Genomic DNA, 16,496 nt, shown 5'->3' on the forward strand with positions numbered 1-16,496 from the left:
GCTCAGAGGAGATACTGCCAGAGCATCCAGGCCCAGATCGGCGTCACGAACAGGTAGGAATCGAGCCGGCGCAGCGCGGGAACCCGGGCGTCGGCGGACGGCGCCAGCACCGGCGCCAGGAACCGCCCGAGGGGGGCGAGCACCGCGACGAACCCTCCGAACACCCAGGCCGAGCCGCTCTCGAAGGGCGGCAGCTCGAACACCGCCACCGCGAAGGTGAGCACCAGGACGGCGGCGATGCCGGCGACCGGCCCTTCCACCGGGCTCGCGGCACCGGTGCCGACGAGGTAGTCACCGGTCTCGAACGCCGATACGAGCACCACCAGCGTGACGAGCGCCGCTGCGTCCGTACGGGCGAGGAACACCGCCGACGCGGCCGTCAGGGCGACGAAGAAACCGCATCGCAGCGTGTAGCCCGCGACGGCAACCGGATGCAGGCGGCGGCGGGGCTGCACGGCGGCGGCCAACACAGCCGCCGCGGCGAACACCAGCGCAACCACCCCGGCCAGACCGATGCCCAGCGTGGCCGCTACCGGCATCGCCAGCGCACCGGCTCCCGCCACGAGGCGGCTCGGCCGCCGACGGGCCCGCCGCCAGGCGGCGGCGGTCTGCAGCGCGGCGGCGAACGCCACGATCCCGAAGAGCAGGGCCACCGCGACCGAGCCCACGACCGCGGCCGCCACCGCCAGCACGAACCAGAGGATCCCCATCCGTACCCGTGGACCCTCCAGGTCGTAGCCACTGACCAGGCGGTCCACCCAGGCGAACGAGACGAAGTCGTCCGCGGGGCCCGCCCCGGTCGGTCGTGCCGGTTTCCTCACGCCTCGCCGACCGCGCCACCGGACACGGGAGGCAGGACCGCGATCTCATCGCCGTCGCCGACCTCGGCATCCCGGGTGACCGGCTCACCGTTGCACCACACCCGGCAGCCCGCCAGGACCTCGGCGAACACGCGCCCGTACCGGGCTGCCGCCGCATCGAGCACCTCGCCGACCGTAGCCCCCGGAACGGTGTCGCGGGCCGTACCGGCTGCCTCTCTCGCCGAGGCGAACAGGCGGAGCGTCGCCATGGGCCCGAAGCGTAGTGCCGGCTCGCTCCTCGCCCGCCCGGGTGCGGGCGGCCGAAGCGTGCGCGGCGAGCCACTACGGTGGCCCGCCGTATGACCCGGATGCTGCTCGTCCGCCACGGCCAATCGGAATGGAACGCCCAAGGCCGGTGGCAGGGCCGGGCCGATCCACCCCTGTCCGAGCTGGGACGCCGCCAGGCACGCCACGCCGCCGCTCGCCTGGGGCGCGTCGATGCCATCGTGGCCTCGCCACTACGGCGTGCCTTCGACACGGCCCGCATCATGGCCGAGCAGCTCGGTGTGGGCCCGGTGATCCCTGACGCCGACCTGGTCGAGCGGGACGCGGGTGAGTGGTCCGGGCTGACCCGAGCCGAGATCGAAGCCCGGTGGCCGGGCTGGATCGAGGCCGGTCGGCGACCCGAGGGCTACGAGCACGACGATTCGGTGATCGAGCGGGTGACCCGGGCGCTGGAACGCATCGAGCGCCGGCACCGGGGGGCCGACGTGGTGATCGTGTGCCACGGCGGGATCATCTACGCCCTCGAGGGCTACCACGGCGACCCTGCCGGGCGGATCCCGAACCTCGGCGCCCGGTGGGTGACCCACCACGGTGGGCACCTTGAGCTCGGTGACCGGCTGCTACTGGCCAGTGAGGACGAGCTCACCGTCCCGTCGGTGCTGTGACCCGGGCACCCGTCCCACCGCGCTAGCCGTACCAGCCGGCCACATCCGCGATCACCTGCACCGAGCCCCGGTTGTTGAACACGCTCACCTTGCCGGTGCCGAGCTTCGCGGTCACCGCGTTGGGAATGGTCCAACCCGGCCTCCAGTTCGAGCTTGACACCGTCGGGCGGGGCTGGCCCTTCGGCCACACCGACAGGAACGAGCTGTCGGTGGTCTCGGTCACGGTCACGTTCATGAGGACCGCGGTGGCCAGCGACGGAACCGCGGCCGTCCCGCCGGTCACGGTGACGTCCCGAGTGGTCCCGGCGCGCCAGGGCGAGGAATACGGCCCCACCTGTGAGGTCGGCCGCGAGTCCAGGATGCGGCTGGGGTCGACGGGGTAGAAGGTCCATCCCGTCCCCCGGCGGAAGTAGCCGACGACGTCGACGATCACGTGCACGCTGCCGCGGTTGTTGAAAACACTCACCATCCCGCCGGCACCGACCTTGACCGTCACCGCGTTCGGGACGGTCCAGCCCGCCTGCCAGTTCAGGCTCGACACCGTCGGGCGGGCCTGGCCCTTCGGCCACACCGACAGGAACGAGCTGTCGGAGGTCTCGGTGACCGTCACGTTCAACACCACCGCGGTCGCGGTCGATGGGACACCACCCACACCCGTCACCTGCACGTCACGGGTGGTCCCGGCGCCCCACGGCGAGGAGTAGGGCCCCACCTTGGACCCCGCACGGGAATCGAGGATCCGTGCCGGATCCAGCGGGGTGAACCCCGCACCACCGGTCGGGTCGTAGAAACCGACCACGTCGATGATCACGTGCACGCTGCCGCGGTTGTTGAACACGCTCACCATCCCGCCGGTACCCACCTTGACCGTCACCGCGTTCGGGACGGTCCAGCCCGCCTGCCAGTTCAGGCTCGACACCGTCGGGCGGGCCTGGCCCTTCGGCCACACCGACAGGAACGAGCTGTCGGAGGTCTCGGTGACCGTCACGTTCAACACCACCGCGGTCGCGGTCGATGGGACACCACCCACACCCGTCACCTGCACGTCACGGGTGGTCCCGGCGCCCCACGGCGAGGAGTAGGGCCCCACCTTGGACCCCGCACGGGAATCGAGGATCCGGACGGGGTCGAGCGAGGTGAACCGGGATGCACCCTCGGGAGCGACGCCGAGATCACGGATGTAGGTGGCCGTGTCGTCTCCCGTGGTGCCCCCGCGCAGCTTGCTCGCGTAGGACTCGAACGCGATGTACCGGCCGTCGGCAGAGATACGGGGGCCGTCGTCGTAGAAGGGGTCCTCGGAATCGCCGTCCGTCTCACCGCCGTTCGCCAGGAGCGACGCCCGCTCGGTCGATGCGAACACCCGGTCACGGACGAACACGTCGAGCGATTCATTGCTGTCATCGGGAACGATGTCCTCGGCATCACTGGTGAAGGTGATGAACCGGCCGTTCGCGGAGATGGCGGGCAGGTACGAGTCGCCGCCGGGAACGGTGTCGTCGGTGGTGACCGACACCAGCTCGGTGCGACCGAGCTGCCGATCGCGCACGAACACGTCGTTGTTGACACCCACGTCTCGGGGATCGAGGTTGGTCGAGTCCGAGTCGAACGCCACGAACCGGCCGTCGGCAGAGATCGCCGCGTTCTGCGCATCGCCATTGGCACTCACCCCGGCCGTGTTGACCGACACCAGAGCGGTGGTGCCCAGGAGGCGATCCCGGACGTAGATGCCGCTGGTGTTGAACGGTGAATCGCCGCCCAGGTTGTTCGCCACGGACTCGAACGCCACGAATCGGCCGTCCGCGGAGATCGACGGGTTGTCTGAAGGGCCGTCGCCCGGAGCCCCGCTCGGGGCCGCCGAGATGCGATCCAGCGAGCCGGTGGCGCGGTCGAGGACGTAGACCTGCCTGGTGGTCGTCCCGCCGGGCCAGAGGTTGGTGGCGTCGGAGGCGAAGGCCACGAACCGACCGTCTGCCGAGAGGCTGCCCACCAGGGAGTTGCCATCAGCCTGCTCCCCGTTCGCCCCGACCGAGACCCGCTCGACGGTGCCGGTCGCTCGGGTGAACACGAACAGGTCCCAGCGAAGATTCGTGTCTCCAGCGACCAGGTTGGTGGCGTAGGAACGGAACAGCACGACCCCCCCGTCGGCGCTGATCGACACCGGGATCGACGCAGCGTTCCCCGGCAGACCACCCAGACCGCGGGACACGTGCACGATGGGGGTGGCGGCCGACCCGAGGCCGGGGCCGCGCAGGTAGACCTGGGTCGGCACGCCGGGCACACCAGCCAACACGCTCGGCGAGGTGGAGGAGAACGCCAGGTATCGCCCGTCTCCCGAGAGCTGCCCGGCCCACGCGCTCACGATCGTCCCGTTGGTGGTGGTCGAGCCCCGCAGGGTGGTCGCGCCCGGGTTGAGCGCTCGCGCCGGGCGAGCGATCACGGCCGGGAGCGCCGCGGCCAGCAGCGCGAGCAGGAGCAGGTGGGCGAAGGAGCGGGCGGCTCGAGTCGTCATGGACGAGGGGTGAGGGCAGGGGTTCGGCTGCAATCACCGTACCAGCGAGCCCCCTGCCCGAACTGTTCACGAAGCCGCGGCTCACGACCGCGAGCTCATGAACGGTTCGGGGAGAGGAGCGGGATCCGGGGGCGGCGGCCGGTGAGCAGCACGTGGGGGTGCAGGTAGCCCCGGTCCAGACGTTCGACCTCCACCTCCAGGCCGGCCGCCCGCAGCAGCTCACCGAGCTCGGAGGAGCTGGCGAAGTCGAGTGTCGACCCGGCGGTGATCCGCAGGACCTTCGTCGCCAGCACCTCCTGGAACGCCGCCAGCCGGTGCTTCCACCTCGGTCGGGTGTCGGTCTCCTTCACCAGCAGCAGCCCGCCGGGGGCCAGCGCCGCCGCGCACCGGCGCAGCAGCTCCGCCCTCGCCTCCGGACCAAGCAGGTAGAGCACGTCGGTGATGACGATCGCGTCCCAGTCGCCGGTCGGCAACGACCCGTCCGGCGAGACCGCGAAGACGGCCGACGTGCTCGGGGGAATGCCTGCCGCCCGACGGGCCAGCTCGATCTTGTGCTCGTCGATGTCGACACCCGTGACCTCTCTGCCGGGGGCGCACGCTGCCAGGTAGAGGCTCACCAACCCGTGACCACACCCCACGTCGAGGATCCGGCCAGCCCGTGGCACGCGCCGCTCCAGCTCATCGATGGGGCAGGTGAGCCAGCGGACCTGCACGTGGAAGCGGTCGCCTGCAGGCGCATCGCGATAGCGGGCCAGCGTCGTTCGGGCGTTGGTCGAGTGCGGCCGCTTCACGGTCCGTTCACCGCACGGTCGGCTCGGGGTCGAGCTCGGCGAAGGTGCCCAGCCGGAAGCCGGCTTCGTCGATCGCGGTGCGAACAGTCCGCGAGCAGAGGGCCTCGAGCTCGTCACCCCACCGGTAGCCCCATCGATACCGTCGCAGGTCCGGGTCGTCCCGCTCGCCCGGATGGGTGGCGAGCTCGGCCGACTCGGCGCCACCGCGGGCCAGGCGGTCCACCGCGGCGACCATGCCACCGCGGTCGAGGGACCCTGCCTCGTCAAGTCCCGTCGATGCCTGCGGGTAAGCCCATCCGTGCTGGTCGCAACGGGCCTCGAGGTCCCGAGCGAGCCTCCTCACCGTCGAGCCGATCACACCGCGGGCCGAGGAGCGGGTGACCCGCACGGCGCGCACCCCGAAGCGCTCACCCAGCTCGAACAGCACGTCGCGAACGGCTGGCCAGAGGTGCACGTTCTGATGGGTGTCGAGGTGGTCGACCGTCCGGCCCGCACCGATGATGCGCTCGAGCTGGGCGGTGAACTCCCGGTGGATGTCTGCGGGGTCGACACGCCGGGCCGCGAGCAGCGGGAGGAACTGCCTCCACGACGGCCGCAGGCGACCCCGCGCGTCGACCAGCGTCGGGATCTCTCGGGCCTCCAGCAGCGGCGGGTCCTCCCCCACCGCCGCCAGGTGCGCGCCCGTACCGAGCCCGGGTGCGTCATCGAGCCATCGCACCGTCCGCTCGAAGGCCGGCCCCAGGGCCAGCACCGACGTCGAGGTGACCACTCCGTCCCGGTGTGATCGGAGGATGGCCCGGGACACGCCTTCGGTGAGTCCGAAGTCGTCGGCGTTCACGATGAGCAGCCGGCTCATGGTTCGGGGGACAGGTCGCGCTGCTCCAGCAGGCTGGTGGGGAGGGGTTCGAGCGATCTCAGCTCACCGCGCAGCTCCCACATCTCGCGCAGGATCTGGAGGATGACCGCGTTCGACGACAGCGTCGAGATGCCCCTCGTGCGGGGGAAGTAGTCGACCCCGAACTGAACGATGTGGAAACCAAGCCGGTGGGCCCGAGCGAGCAGCTCGACGTCGATGAACGACCCTTCGCTCTTGAGCTCGATGTGGTCGAGCACCCGGCGACGCAGCAGCTTGAACGCGAAGTTCATGTCGCGCAACCGCAGGCCGAACGCCAGCTGCACCAGGTGGTTGTAGACGTAGGAGTATACGAGCCGGCGGGGTCCTTCCCCGGTGCGGTCGAACCGGTACGCGCTCACGATGTCGGCCTCGTAGATGCGTAGTAGCCGGACCGCCTTCGTGGTCTCCGCCAGGTCGAACGGCAGATCGGCGTCGGTGTAGAGGACCAGCTCACCGGTGGCGTTCGCGAACCCGGTCTTCAGAGAGCCGCCGAGCTTGCGATTCCGTTCGTGATGGATGACGCGCACCTGCTCGTGCTCGGCCGCCAGCTTGTCCGCGATCACCGGGGTGTTGTCCGTGGACGCGTCGTCGATCACCAGGATGTCGAAGCTGCCGATCTCGCCGCTCGTGACGAGCCGGTCGCCCGCGTCGAACGCTGCTGCCACGGCGCGCTCGATCGTGGCCTCTTCGTTCCACGCCGGGAAGAAGATGGTGAGGCTCTCGAAGTGCGGGCGCCGGGTGGATGAGGCCATCTCAGGCAACGTAGTACCCGCGCGCATAAGCAGACGCCAGCAACGTGAGCAGCATCCCGCTGACGATGAAGGTGGCCAGCCGCAGCCTCGGCCGAGGCTCGAGAAGGATGGCCAGCACCGCGAAGCACGGGAACGCCGCCAGGAGGTACCGGCCGACACCCTGGAAGTCTTTGGTGCCGAGGAGAGGCACCACCAGCAGCGTGATCGCATAGGCCGCGTAGCCCCAACCGAGCCGCTTCCAGACGACGACCGTGAGCGCCAGGAACCCGAGCAGCAAGGTGGCCTGCAGGATCAGCCCGAGGGTGTAGGCGGACTCGGTCCAGGGCGCCGGGTGGTGGGTGGTGGAGCCGGTCAACGAGTCGCTCAACCAGAACGGCAGGTGCTTGAGCCGCTGGAGGAAGGTGACCTTGAACCACGTGTGAGGGCCGGAGCCCTGGTCCCAGCCTGCGGCGCGCTGGATCTTCACCCACAGCAGCGGGTCGCCGAAGCGGCTCCACAGGTAGCCCGACCAGGCCACCAGGCCGGTGACCGAGAGCAGTACCCCCGCGTCCGCGGGCTTCAGGGCCCGGGGGTTCCGTAAGGCGCCCCGCCTTTCGACCAGCACGGCGACCAGACCGACCATGACGGCGAGGGCCACCGGCCGGGCCGCGGTGGCAACCGCGCCGGCGATCCCGGCCAGCACGGGATGCCCCCGCTCCAGCAGCACGAACGCCGCCAGCACCGCCACCAGGAACAGCGCGTCGGCGTACACCGCGCCGAACAGGTACCACCCGTAGGGGAACAGCACGAGCAGGAGCACGGTGGTGCGGGCTGCCGAGGGCCCGAGCCGGTCGAGGGTCCACCGGTAGACCAGCACGGTCGCGACCAGGCCGCAGACGAACGTGATCACGATCCCGGCCAGGATCTCGTCGCCAAGTACCCGTCCCACGGCCCGCATCGACAGCGGGTAGGCCGGGAAGAACGCCACCGGCGACTGCTGATCGGGACCCAGCGAGTAGTAGCCGCTGCGAGCGATGAGGTCGTACCAGCCCCCGTCGAAGCGGAACCAACCCCCGAGCAGCCACGACCCCCTGAACGGCACCGGTGCCACCGGGTAGCCGGGGTGACGCTCCAACCAGTGGTCGGAGACCCACACCACCAACGCCAGCCAGCAGGCGACCGCGAGGAAGGCGACGACCGGGAAGCGAACGCGTTGCCAGGTCCCGCTCTGACCCTCCATGCGGCCGCCCAGGCTACGGCTGCCGGTCAGGGTTGGAACGGACCCTTGCCCATCTGCTCGCGCACGGTGACGACGGGCGGGTTGGTGAGCGTGCGCCGTTGCCAGTTTGCCCCGTCGACCACGAGGGTGTGACCGGAGATGAACCGTGCGTACGGTGAGGCGAGGAACGTGGCGGCCCAGCCGAGCTCCCGCACCCGACCGACACGCATCGCCGGCTGGCAGGCGTCCTTCTCGCTGGTGCGGTCGAGGTTGCCCTTGATGTCGGCGGTCATGTCGTCATGGGGGAAGAGCCCGGGCACGAGGCCGTTGACCTGGATGCCGTAGGGGCCCCACTCGACGGCGAGGGTCTCGACCATGTTCTTCACCCCTGCCTTCGCCGCGGCCGAGTGCGCGAAGCCGGGCCCGCCGGTCCACGCGTACGAAGCACCCACGTTGATGATCGAGCCCGGGGTCCCCTCCGCCAGATGGCGCCTCGCGAACTCGCGAGCGCAGAAGAACGTGCCGTTGAGGGTGATGTCCACAACGGTGCGCCAGGCGTTGGGGCTCATGTCCTCGGCCGGCACCGGGAAGTTCGCCGCCGCGTTGTTGACCAGCACCTGCGGCAGGCCCAGCACGCGCTCGATGTCGTCGAAAGCCGCCGAGATCGCCTCGGGGTCGCGGATGTCGCAGGCCACGGCATGGACCCGACCACCCAACCCCGCGATGGCCTTGACCCCGGCATCGAGATGCTCGGGCTTGCGGCTGGCGATGGCGATGTCCGCGCCGAGCCGGGCGAACTCCGTGGCGATCGCCTTGCCCAGACCGGTCCCCCCACCCGTGACGAGCACGACGTGTCCGTCGAAGGTGCCAGGTGGGAGCGCCGAGGCACCCGATGGTGGCGGTTCAGGTAGACCCATGTCGACTCCTTGCGGTTCGAAGGACCGGTGCGCGGCTCAGCCGCGGACGTAGCGGGGCTCGCGACCTTCGGCCTTCGATGCCTTGAACTCGGCGAAGTCGGCGGAGGTCGAGACCACCGTCTGGGCGAGCAGCTCCTCTTCCATCGAGGCGAGCACCTCGGGGTTGGCGAGGTTGGCGATGACCCGGCGGGCCAACTTGACCGTGAGCGGCGGAGCAGCCGCGATGACGGCGGCCATCTCACGCACCACCTCATCGAGGCTGTCGAGCGGGACGACGCGGCTGACCACGCCGTGGTGGAGGGCCTCCTCTGCGGTCAGCACCCGCCCGGTGAAGACCAGGTCGCTCACCAGCCCGTGACCGGCTATCTGGTACAGCCGAGCCACCCCACCGGTGTCCGGAATCACGCCGTGGGTGACCTCCGGCAACCTGAAGCGGCTGCCCTCGGCCGCGACCCGGATGTCGCAGAGCAACGCCCGCTGGAACGATCCTCCGATCGTCCAACCCTTGCAGGCCACGATGACGGGCACGTCGAGCGCGAGGACGGTCTGGATCCCGCGGTGACCTCGCTGCATGAGCTGGTGGTGGGTGAGCTGGGTGCGGTTCGTGCCGATCGCGGCCACGTCCCGGCCTGACGAGAAGCTCTGACCTTCCCCTCGCCAGATCACCGCGCGCACCTCTGGGTGGTTCCTCACCTCTTCGAACGCGGCGAACAGCTGGACGTCCATCTCGTCGTCGAAGGCGTTGTGCTTGTCGGGATTGTCGTTGGTGATCACCGCCACGTGACCGTCGATCTCGAGATGCACACGCCCGCTCATCGGCCCTCCCGCTCGCTTGAACGACGGTTCACCCTACCTAACGGAGATTCGGCTGTTCAGGGTGCCGGCAGACGCTGGTGGATCGACACCGCGTAGTCCCCGCCGTCGGCGAAGGGCTCCCGGTCCCAGGTCCCGTACCGCTCGACGAGCACCAGCCCGGCCGCTCCGCAGTGCTCGTCGTAGTCGGCCAAGGTGTAGCCGCGTCCCAGCTGGAACCCGGCCACCATCCACCCCCCGTCGCGGACGTGGCGGGCACAGCCGGCCACCAGCGAGGCTTCGGTTCCCGGAGCGGTGAACAGTGGCACGTTGCCGGCCAGCACGACCACGTCGAAGGCCCGGCTCAGCTCCAGCGATGCCAGATCCGCCAGGACCCACTCGATCTCCGGGGCTCGCTCCCGGGCGACCGCGAGCATCGACGGGTCGCGATCGGCACCTACCACCTCCACCCCGCGGCGGTGCAGCTCGATCGCCACCCGGCCGGTACCGCACCCGGCGTCGAGCACCGACCGGGGCCGGTACGAGGCCACGAAGTTGGCTTCGCCGTGGATGTCGACCCCCTGTGCCTGGAGCTGATCGAAGCGCGCCTGGTAGCGGGCACCGTCGAATCCACCGCCGAAGGCCAGCGGGGATCGGGGCCCACGGCTCGGTGATGCGGGTCCCGACTCGGCCGGCATGCCGGACACGATAGGTCCCGACCGGTCAGCCGGATCGGCTGATCGCGGCCCCCTGGTCGGCGGGTTCACGGAGCTCGCGGCGGGCGGTCTCCTCCCAGACCGACCACTCCGGCTCAGCGAGTCGCAGATCGTCGGGCCATCCCTCGATCACCGTGGCGGCCCAATCGGCCCACGCGGCCACCATGTCGACGAAGTCGACCATGAAGCGGCCCATCAGGGTGAGAACCGCGGCCCGCTCGGGAAACGGTCCCTGGCCCGCCAGGTAGCTCCGTGCCACCGCCACGTTCTCCGCGTTCCGCCGCTCGGCCCAGGCTCGGATGCTCCGAACGGCGGCCAAGGCGGTCTGCTTGCTGCCCTGGTCCGCGAAGAAGACCTTGAGTCCCTGCTCGAACTCCATCACCGGTCCCTCGCCCGGCGTGCCGAGCCACCGCCGGAGCGCTCGGCGGCCGGCAGGGGTGATCGTGTAGACGGTACGCGGGCGGCGGCCGACCAACTCCTCGGTCGCGGTGGCCAGACCGCGAGCCACCAGTCGCTTGGGCTCGTTGAAGAGGTTGCTGCGGGCCCGGGGCCAGAGTCGCCCCAGGCTGCGATCCATGTGCTTCGCCAGCTCGTAGGTCGTCCACGACCGGATCGCCAGCATGCCCAGCAGGGCGTAGCTCGTCGTGGACAGCTCGTCGGCACCTCTTGCCATATAGTCCTCCTTGGACCATAAAATAGTCCTAACTGGATCATAACCCCGGGGAGGGGAGGAACCATGGACGATCGCCGGCACATCGCGGTGGCTCCGTCCAACACCGCGCAGGCGAAGGCATGGGATGGCGACGAAGGGGCGTTCTGGGCCCGCCAGGCCGACCGGTTCGACCGGGCCGTCGCGGGCTACCGCCAGCCGTTCCTGGAAGCGGCCGGCATCGGCTCCGCCGACCGCGTCCTCGACGTGGGCTGCGGATGCGGGGAGACCACACTCGACGCCGCTCACCTGGCTGACGGTGGGACCGCGCTCGGCGTGGACCTCTCCTCGGCGATGCTCGAGGTGGCTCGCCGGCGAGCGAGCGACCAGGGCATCGCGAACGCGTCCTTCGAGCAGGCCGACGCGCAGGTGTATGCCTTCGAACTGGCATCGTTTGACCTCGCGATCAGCCGGACCGGCGCCATGTTCTTCGGTGAGCCGGTCGCCGCGTTCACCAACATCGGGACCGCACTGCGCCCCGGTGGCCGGCTGACCCTGCTGGCCTGGCAACCGCTCACGGGCAACGAATGGATCCGGGAGTTCTCCGGCGCGCTCGCTGCCGGACGCGACATGCCTCCGCCGCCCCCAGATGCTCCCGGCCCCTTCGCGCTCTCCGACCCGCAGCGAGTGGAGCACATCCTCGGCGCCGCCGGTTTCGACGAGATCCGGCTCGACCCGGTCGAGGCGCCGATGTGGTTCGGCGACACCGCCGACGACGCGTGCGAGTTCGTGCTCGGCGTGTCGGGCTGGATGCTCGAGGGGTTGGACGACGAGAGCCGGTCCCGGGCGCTCGGCGCACTCCGATCCAGCATTGAATCCCACACGGGATCGACCGGGGTGCTCTACGCGTCAGCCGCCTGGCTGATCCGAGCTCGCAAGGGCTGAGCCCTGCCGCCGCGCTGCGGCGTCCACGCGAACCTGCCGCCTCCGGGGAGCCGATATCCCGATCGTCCGTGCGGCCGTTCTGCAGCTCGTGGCTCGGGCCGGCTCGGATCCTGTGCTCGCTCCGAGGGATATCGTGCGGTCCCGGGCCGCTAGCTCATCGGGTAGAGCAGGGGACTTTTAATCCCAAGGTGCTGGGTTCGAGACCCAGGCGGCCCACCACCACGCTGCCACTCAGGACGCTCACCCGGCGTGAAGGTGAACATCTCGTGACCGGGTGCCCCGAATGGTCTAGTGCCCCCCCGGTGTGGGGATCTACGTGCGGGGCACGAACGGCCCACCACGAGCACCCGAGAGCCGAGGGGCGCGATCCATGCGGTCAGTTCTGGTCGTCTATGCACACCGTGCCCGAGCCGAAGCGCTCGGGGTCGCCATCGACGGTCAACCCGACCTGGTCTGGGCCGGCGCGCTGGAACAGTCCGAACAGGTTCCCCCCACCACCGCGGGAAACCCCCCTGACGTGGTGGTCATCGAAGGGGGGAGCGGAGGACGGCTCATGCAGACCATCCGCTCCCTGCGAGCGGCTCTCCCTGGCGTGCACATCGTCGTGATGACCGACGCTCCCGATCCGACCGCCCTGGCCGATGCGGCCGAGGCGGGCGCGGCCGCGTTCGTCTCGGATCGCGACTCGCTCAGCCACCTCCTGGGGGCCGTGCGGGCCGCGGACTCGGGCCTCCTCCTGGTGCCCACGGGAACGTTCACCGAACTGGTCCGGGTGGTCACCCGCGCCCCGCAGGTCAGCACCCATCACGGCCTCGACAACCAGCTTGGCCACCCCTCGCACCCGCTACTCACCGGATCGGTCGCCGACGTCATCGACCTTCGCTCGAGCGACCCCGCACCCCGGCCCGAGCCGACCGGCGATGACGTCGCCGATGACGGCTCGCGACCTGGTGATCGCGAGCGGCGAGCCAGCGCTGAGCTGGAGCAGGCCTACCGGCGCAGCGGGTTGACGCCTCGGGAGCGCGATGTGCTGGTGCTGCTCGGTCAAGGCTTCGACGCTCAGGGCATCGCGAGAGAGCTCTTCATGAGCGTGCACACCGCTCGAGGGCATCTCAAGAGCATCATGCTGAAGCTCGGGGTGCACAGCCAGCTCGAAGCCGTGGTGACCGCAGCTCGCATGGGTCTGCTCCCCGACTTCCCTGAACCGGCCTCTGCCCGCTGAGCGCTCCCCTGAGGGCATCTTGCGGCCCTCTCACCCACCGGGGACCGGCCGGACCAACCCCCATCTGGGGGGAGGCGTACCACCCAGGATGGGCTTACGGAGCGGCCGGGGGTCCGGTACAGACACGGGCAGGATCAGATCGCCGGAAGGACAACCGTGAGTCCTCAACGGGTTCTCGTAGCCGTCGAAGAAGAGCGCATCGCGTCGGCCATCGACCGGGCGATCGGTGAAGACACGGAGTTCGCCCCTCCGATCCATGCACGCCTCGACCCTACCGAGATGGCTGACCTGGCCCATACCGGCTTCGACGTGGCCCTGATCCAGATCGATCCCACGACCGCGGAGGGTTTCGAGGCACCGCTGCGCCTGCGGCAGGCGGTGCCAGGGGCCCGCATCGTGGTGCTCGCCAATCGCCCGGAGCTCGCGCTGCTGCGCGAGGCGCTCCGCAACCACATCAACGGGCTCGCCGAGCTGTGGACTCCTGCCAACGCCGTCCTCGCGCTCCTGCGATGCGCGCCGGACCAACTCCTGGTCGATGGCGACACCGCCCTGGCCATCGCGGACCGAGCCCGCAGCGCGTCGGTCAGCGGCACGACGACCGCGACACCACCCGCCGCTCCGCACCTCACCAAGCGCGAGCAGGAGGTCCTCGAACTGCTCGGGCGAGGCTTCGACACGTCGAACATCGCTGAACGGCTCGGGGTGAGCATCCACACCGTTCGCGGTCACGTGAAGAAGCTGATGCAGAAGCTTCGCGCCCGCACACAGCTGCAGGCGGTCCTCAACGCCTCGGAGCTGGGCATCCTGCCACGCCTCGACCGTGAGCGGGCGCACGTCGACCCAGTCGGGGGAGGTTCCTCACCCAACTAGGGGTACCCGTCCGAGAGCAACGGTTCATACCTTCAACGACGCCACGCCGACCGGCTGGCGTCCCCGTCGAGAAGCCCGGAGAGCGGTCCATGAGAATCGGCGTAGTCGGTGGTGGATATTGGGGTTCGAAGCACGTCCGGGTGCTGAGCTCCCTGGCGGCGGTCACCCAGGTCGTCCTCGTCGAGCCACGCGCGGACCGCAGAGAGAGTCTCACCGCACTCAACCCGCGCCTGCTCGCCTTCGGCGACCTCACGTCGGCGATGCCGCACGTTGACGCGCTCGTCATCGCCACCCCGCCCTCGACCCACGGGGACCTCGCCCAACGCGCTCTCGAAGCCGGCAAGCACGTGCTGGTCGAAAAGCCCCTGACCACCGACGTCAACCAGGCCCGCCGGATCGTCGAGCAGGCACACCGTTCGGACCTGGTGCTCATGGCCGGCCACACCTTCGAGTACAACGCCGCGGTCTGGAGACTCCGCGACACCATCCGTGACGGAGACCTCGGCGATGTCTACTTCGTCGACACGGCGAGGCTGAACCTCGGTCTCTACCAACCGGACGTGAACGTGGTGTGGGACCTCGCGCCGCACGACATCTCGATCATCAACCACATCCTCGGCGCCAGGCCAGATGTGGTGCAGGCCTGGGGCAACTCCCACGCCCATGCCTACCTCGAGGATGTCGCCCACCTCCGCCTCGAGTACAAGGCGATCGAGGTCGCGGCCGAGGTCCGGGTGTCATGGCTCGATCCCCGCAAGGTGCGTCGGGTCACGGTGGTCGGCAGCCGGAAGATGGCCGTCTACAACGACTTGGCCGAGGACGAGCGCATCCGCATCTACGACAAGGCCGTTCACACCTCGGGCCCGCCCCCCAACGGACACGGGACCGGATCCGGGAACGGGATCTCCTACCACTACGGCGGAGTGACGTCGCCATCATTCCCGTTCGAGGAGCCGTTGCTGGTCGAGGATCGCCACTTCGTCGGGTGCATCCAAGCCGGGGCCACGCCCGCGACCGATGGCTGGAACGGCCTTGCCGTCGTCGAGGTGCTCGTCGCGGCAGAGACGTCGTTACGGGAACGCTGCCCGGTGCATCTCGAGCGGGACGCCCTGCCGCCGATCGGTCAGGGTCGGTCGGGCCCCGTGCCCTCTGCCGATTCCCAGGTGGTGGCATGAAGCGCCAGGGAGACAACCCGCATCCGTGCCCGCCCCCGGTGTCCTTCCTGGATCTCGGGTCGATGAACGCCGCGGTGCGCGCCGAGGTGCTCGAGGTCATCGGGCACGCCATCGACCGGTCATCGTTCATCGGCGGCCCGCTGGTGGAGCGCTTCGAGGAGCAGTGGGCCCGCTACTGCGGCGTCAGCCACGCCGTCGGGGTGGCGAACGGCACCGACGCCCTGATCCTCGCGCTCCGCGGCCTCGGCATCGGCCCGGGAGACGAGGTCCTGGTCCCGACGAACACCTTCGTCGCCACCGCAGAGGCCGTGCTCGCCGCCGGTGCCACCCCGGTCTTCGTCGACGTGCGCGACGACACGCTGCTGGTCGACCTCGATGACGCCGCCACCCAGGTCGGCCCGCGCACCGCCGCAGTGATCGCCGTCCATCTCTACGGTCAACCCGCGGACATGGACGCCGTGTCGGCGTTCGCCCGGCGCCACGGGCTCGCGCTCGTAGAGGACGCAGCTCAGGCACACGGAGCCACCTGGAAGGGCCGGCCGGCCGGATCGTTCGGGCAGGCTGGGTGCTTCAGCTTCTACCCGGGCAAGAACCTCGGCGCCTTCGGCGACGCAGGTGCGATCGTGACCGATGACGACGGCCTGGCCCGGCTGGCCCGATCCTTGGGTGACCACGGCCGATCGGTGGGGTCCAAGCACCTCCACGTCGCGGTCGGGGGCAACAGCAGGCTCGACGCCCTCCAAGCTGCCGTCCTGTCGGCGAAGCTCCGGTTCCTCGACGAGTGGACCGGCCAGCGCCGGCGGGTGGCCGCACGCTACCGAGCCGGGCTCGAGGGCACGAGCGTCCTGTCGGTCACCCAGGCGCCCGGCAGTGCCAGCGCCTTCCACCTCCACGTCGTCCGCACCAGCCATCGCGACACGCTCGTCGGGTCACTGGCCCAGCGGGGGATATCCACGGGGATCCATTACCCCGTGCCCTGTCACCAGCAGCCAGCGTTCGCCGGGTACCGCACCCGTCCGCTGCCCATCGCAGAGGCAGCCGCTCGGGAGATCGTGTCGCTCCCCCTCTCCCCCAGCCTCGATGACGCCAGCGTCGATCGGGTGTGCGAGGTGATCGCCGAGGTCGTCCTGGAGCAGGGAGCGCCAGCAAGCTCCACGCGGCCCCCCATCACCGACCCTGCGGTCAACGGGCCCTCCCTCGAGAGGACCGCGTGATGAGACCCTCCCGGCTCATCACCTCCGTCCAGGATGTGCGCGACGCGAAGCACCGCCCCCCGGGCCGCCAAACGCCTGCACCGGACCGCCAGGTCGAGGAC

17 protein-coding genes and 1 tRNA gene are annotated in these 16,496 nt (G+C 70.1%); 7 read left to right on the top strand and 11 right to left on the bottom strand.

Annotated elements, in window-relative coordinates; genetic code table 11:
• Positions 1-2: 2 nt before the first annotated feature.
• Together V7004_RS06060 and V7004_RS06065 are read right to left on the bottom strand one after the other, a co-directional pair.
• Entirely contained in the window at positions 3-758 is a 756-nt protein-coding gene (locus V7004_RS06060; RefSeq protein WP_334142760.1) for a hypothetical protein, read from the bottom strand.
• 59 nt (positions 759-817) lie between these two features.
• The gene (locus V7004_RS06065; protein WP_334142761.1) at positions 818-1,069 is read right to left on the bottom strand and encodes a MoaD/ThiS family protein; all 252 of its coding nucleotides are present in this window, start codon (positions 1,067-1,069) and stop codon (positions 818-820) included.
• 90 nt (positions 1,070-1,159) lie between these two features.
• On the opposite strand from V7004_RS06065, the gene V7004_RS06070 reads away from it, so the two are divergent.
• Positions 1,160-1,750 carry a histidine phosphatase family protein gene (locus tag V7004_RS06070; protein ID WP_334142762.1) on the top strand — a complete coding sequence of 197 codons (591 nt, stop codon included), beginning with the start codon at positions 1,160-1,162 and terminating at the stop codon, positions 1,748-1,750.
• A gap of 22 nt (positions 1,751-1,772) precedes the next feature.
• On the opposite strand, the gene V7004_RS06075 is transcribed toward V7004_RS06070, so the two are convergent.
• The 9 genes from V7004_RS06075 to V7004_RS06115 all read right to left on the bottom strand — a co-directional run bounded on the left by V7004_RS06075 (position 1,773) and on the right by V7004_RS06115 (position 10,993).
• A complete protein-coding gene (locus tag V7004_RS06075) occupies positions 1,773-4,259 on the bottom strand; it encodes a hypothetical protein (RefSeq protein ID WP_334142763.1) in 2,487 nt (828 codons plus the stop codon).
• A 95-nt stretch (positions 4,260-4,354) separates the two neighbouring features.
• Positions 4,355-5,050 (bottom strand): class I SAM-dependent methyltransferase, encoded by a 696-nt coding sequence (locus V7004_RS06080; RefSeq protein WP_334142764.1) that lies wholly within the window; start codon positions 5,048-5,050, stop codon positions 4,355-4,357.
• A gap of 7 nt (positions 5,051-5,057) precedes the next feature.
• Positions 5,058-5,906 (bottom strand): carbohydrate deacetylase, encoded by an 849-nt coding sequence (locus V7004_RS06085; RefSeq protein WP_334142765.1) that lies wholly within the window; start codon positions 5,904-5,906, stop codon positions 5,058-5,060.
• Entirely contained in the window at positions 5,903-6,697 is a 795-nt protein-coding gene (locus V7004_RS06090; protein WP_334142766.1) for a glycosyltransferase family 2 protein, read from the bottom strand. The genes V7004_RS06085 and V7004_RS06090 overlap by 4 nt, the downstream gene beginning before the upstream one ends.
• 1 nt (position 6,698) lies before the next feature.
• Positions 6,699-7,916, bottom strand: coding sequence for a hypothetical protein (locus V7004_RS06095; RefSeq protein ID WP_334142767.1), 1,218 nt, complete (start codon positions 7,914-7,916; stop codon positions 6,699-6,701).
• 26 nt (positions 7,917-7,942) lie between these two features.
• Positions 7,943-8,812, bottom strand: a complete 870-nt coding sequence (locus V7004_RS06100) for an SDR family oxidoreductase (RefSeq protein WP_334142768.1) — start codon at positions 8,810-8,812, stop codon at positions 7,943-7,945.
• 36 nt (positions 8,813-8,848) lie between these two features.
• Positions 8,849-9,628 carry an enoyl-CoA hydratase/isomerase family protein gene (locus V7004_RS06105; RefSeq protein ID WP_334142769.1) on the bottom strand — a complete coding sequence of 260 codons (780 nt, stop codon included), beginning with the start codon at positions 9,626-9,628 and terminating at the stop codon, positions 8,849-8,851.
• A 56-nt stretch (positions 9,629-9,684) separates the two neighbouring features.
• Positions 9,685-10,302 (bottom strand): class I SAM-dependent methyltransferase, encoded by a 618-nt coding sequence (locus V7004_RS06110; protein WP_334142770.1) that lies wholly within the window; start codon positions 10,300-10,302, stop codon positions 9,685-9,687.
• Positions 10,303-10,327: 25 nt separating this feature from the next.
• Positions 10,328-10,993, bottom strand: coding sequence for a helix-turn-helix transcriptional regulator (locus V7004_RS06115; RefSeq protein ID WP_334142772.1), 666 nt, complete (start codon positions 10,991-10,993; stop codon positions 10,328-10,330).
• 63 nt (positions 10,994-11,056) lie between these two features.
• Between V7004_RS06115 and V7004_RS06120 the strand changes: the two genes are divergently transcribed.
• The 6 genes from V7004_RS06120 (at position 11,057) to V7004_RS06145 (ending at position 16,395) form a co-directional block, all read left to right on the top strand.
• On the top strand, positions 11,057-11,914 hold the full coding sequence (locus V7004_RS06120; protein ID WP_334142773.1) for a class I SAM-dependent methyltransferase: 858 nt from the start codon (positions 11,057-11,059) through the stop codon (positions 11,912-11,914).
• A 143-nt stretch (positions 11,915-12,057) separates the two neighbouring features.
• A tRNA-Lys gene (locus tag V7004_RS06125) sits at positions 12,058-12,133 on the top strand.
• A gap of 151 nt (positions 12,134-12,284) precedes the next feature.
• On the top strand, positions 12,285-13,136 hold the full coding sequence (locus V7004_RS06130; protein WP_334142774.1) for a LuxR C-terminal-related transcriptional regulator: 852 nt from the start codon (positions 12,285-12,287) through the stop codon (positions 13,134-13,136).
• A gap of 279 nt (positions 13,137-13,415) precedes the next feature.
• A complete protein-coding gene (locus V7004_RS06135) occupies positions 13,416-14,006 on the top strand; it encodes a response regulator transcription factor (RefSeq protein ID WP_334142775.1) in 591 nt (196 codons plus the stop codon).
• Positions 14,007-14,095: 89 nt separating this feature from the next.
• On the top strand, positions 14,096-15,181 hold the full coding sequence (locus tag V7004_RS06140; RefSeq protein ID WP_334142776.1) for a Gfo/Idh/MocA family protein: 1,086 nt from the start codon (positions 14,096-14,098) through the stop codon (positions 15,179-15,181).
• A complete protein-coding gene (locus V7004_RS06145; protein ID WP_334142777.1) occupies positions 15,178-16,395 on the top strand; it encodes a DegT/DnrJ/EryC1/StrS family aminotransferase in 1,218 nt (405 codons plus the stop codon). The genes V7004_RS06140 and V7004_RS06145 overlap by 4 nt, the downstream gene beginning before the upstream one ends.
• Positions 16,396-16,496: the final 101 nt, after the last annotated feature.

The organism is Rhabdothermincola sp., assembly GCF_036846205.1.
Taxonomy (GTDB): domain Bacteria; phylum Actinomycetota; class Acidimicrobiia; order Acidimicrobiales; family Acidimicrobilacustridaceae; genus Rhabdothermincola.

Excerpts from the sequence above, each read along its gene's own strand:
- V7004_RS06105 (WP_334142769.1), bottom strand. The coding sequence starts at position 9,628 with ATGAGCGGGCGTGTGCATCTCGAGATCGACGGTCACGTGGCGGTGATC.
- V7004_RS06120 (WP_334142773.1), top strand. The coding sequence starts at position 11,057 with ATGGACGATCGCCGGCACATCGCGGTGGCTCCGTCCAACACCGCGCAG.
- V7004_RS06085 (WP_334142765.1), bottom strand. The coding sequence starts at position 5,906 with ATGAGCCGGCTGCTCATCGTGAACGCCGACGACTTCGGACTCACCGAA.
- V7004_RS06145 (WP_334142777.1), top strand. The coding sequence starts at position 15,178 with ATGAAGCGCCAGGGAGACAACCCGCATCCGTGCCCGCCCCCGGTGTCC.
- V7004_RS06075 (WP_334142763.1), bottom strand. The coding sequence starts at position 4,259 with ATGACGACTCGAGCCGCCCGCTCCTTCGCCCACCTGCTCCTGCTCGCG.
- V7004_RS06090 (WP_334142766.1), bottom strand. The coding sequence starts at position 6,697 with ATGGCCTCATCCACCCGGCGCCCGCACTTCGAGAGCCTCACCATCTTC.
- V7004_RS06100 (WP_334142768.1), bottom strand. The coding sequence starts at position 8,812 with ATGGGTCTACCTGAACCGCCACCATCGGGTGCCTCGGCGCTCCCACCT.
- V7004_RS06065 (WP_334142761.1), bottom strand. The coding sequence starts at position 1,069 with ATGGCGACGCTCCGCCTGTTCGCCTCGGCGAGAGAGGCAGCCGGTACG.
- V7004_RS06070 (WP_334142762.1), top strand. The coding sequence starts at position 1,160 with ATGACCCGGATGCTGCTCGTCCGCCACGGCCAATCGGAATGGAACGCC.
- V7004_RS06115 (WP_334142772.1), bottom strand. The coding sequence starts at position 10,993 with ATGGCAAGAGGTGCCGACGAGCTGTCCACGACGAGCTACGCCCTGCTG.
- V7004_RS06095 (WP_334142767.1), bottom strand. The coding sequence starts at position 7,916 with ATGGAGGGTCAGAGCGGGACCTGGCAACGCGTTCGCTTCCCGGTCGTC.
- V7004_RS06140 (WP_334142776.1), top strand. The coding sequence starts at position 14,096 with ATGAGAATCGGCGTAGTCGGTGGTGGATATTGGGGTTCGAAGCACGTC.
- V7004_RS06130 (WP_334142774.1), top strand. The coding sequence starts at position 12,285 with ATGCGGTCAGTTCTGGTCGTCTATGCACACCGTGCCCGAGCCGAAGCG.
- V7004_RS06135 (WP_334142775.1), top strand. The coding sequence starts at position 13,416 with ATGGCTGACCTGGCCCATACCGGCTTCGACGTGGCCCTGATCCAGATC.
- V7004_RS06110 (WP_334142770.1), bottom strand. The coding sequence starts at position 10,302 with ATGCCGGCCGAGTCGGGACCCGCATCACCGAGCCGTGGGCCCCGATCC.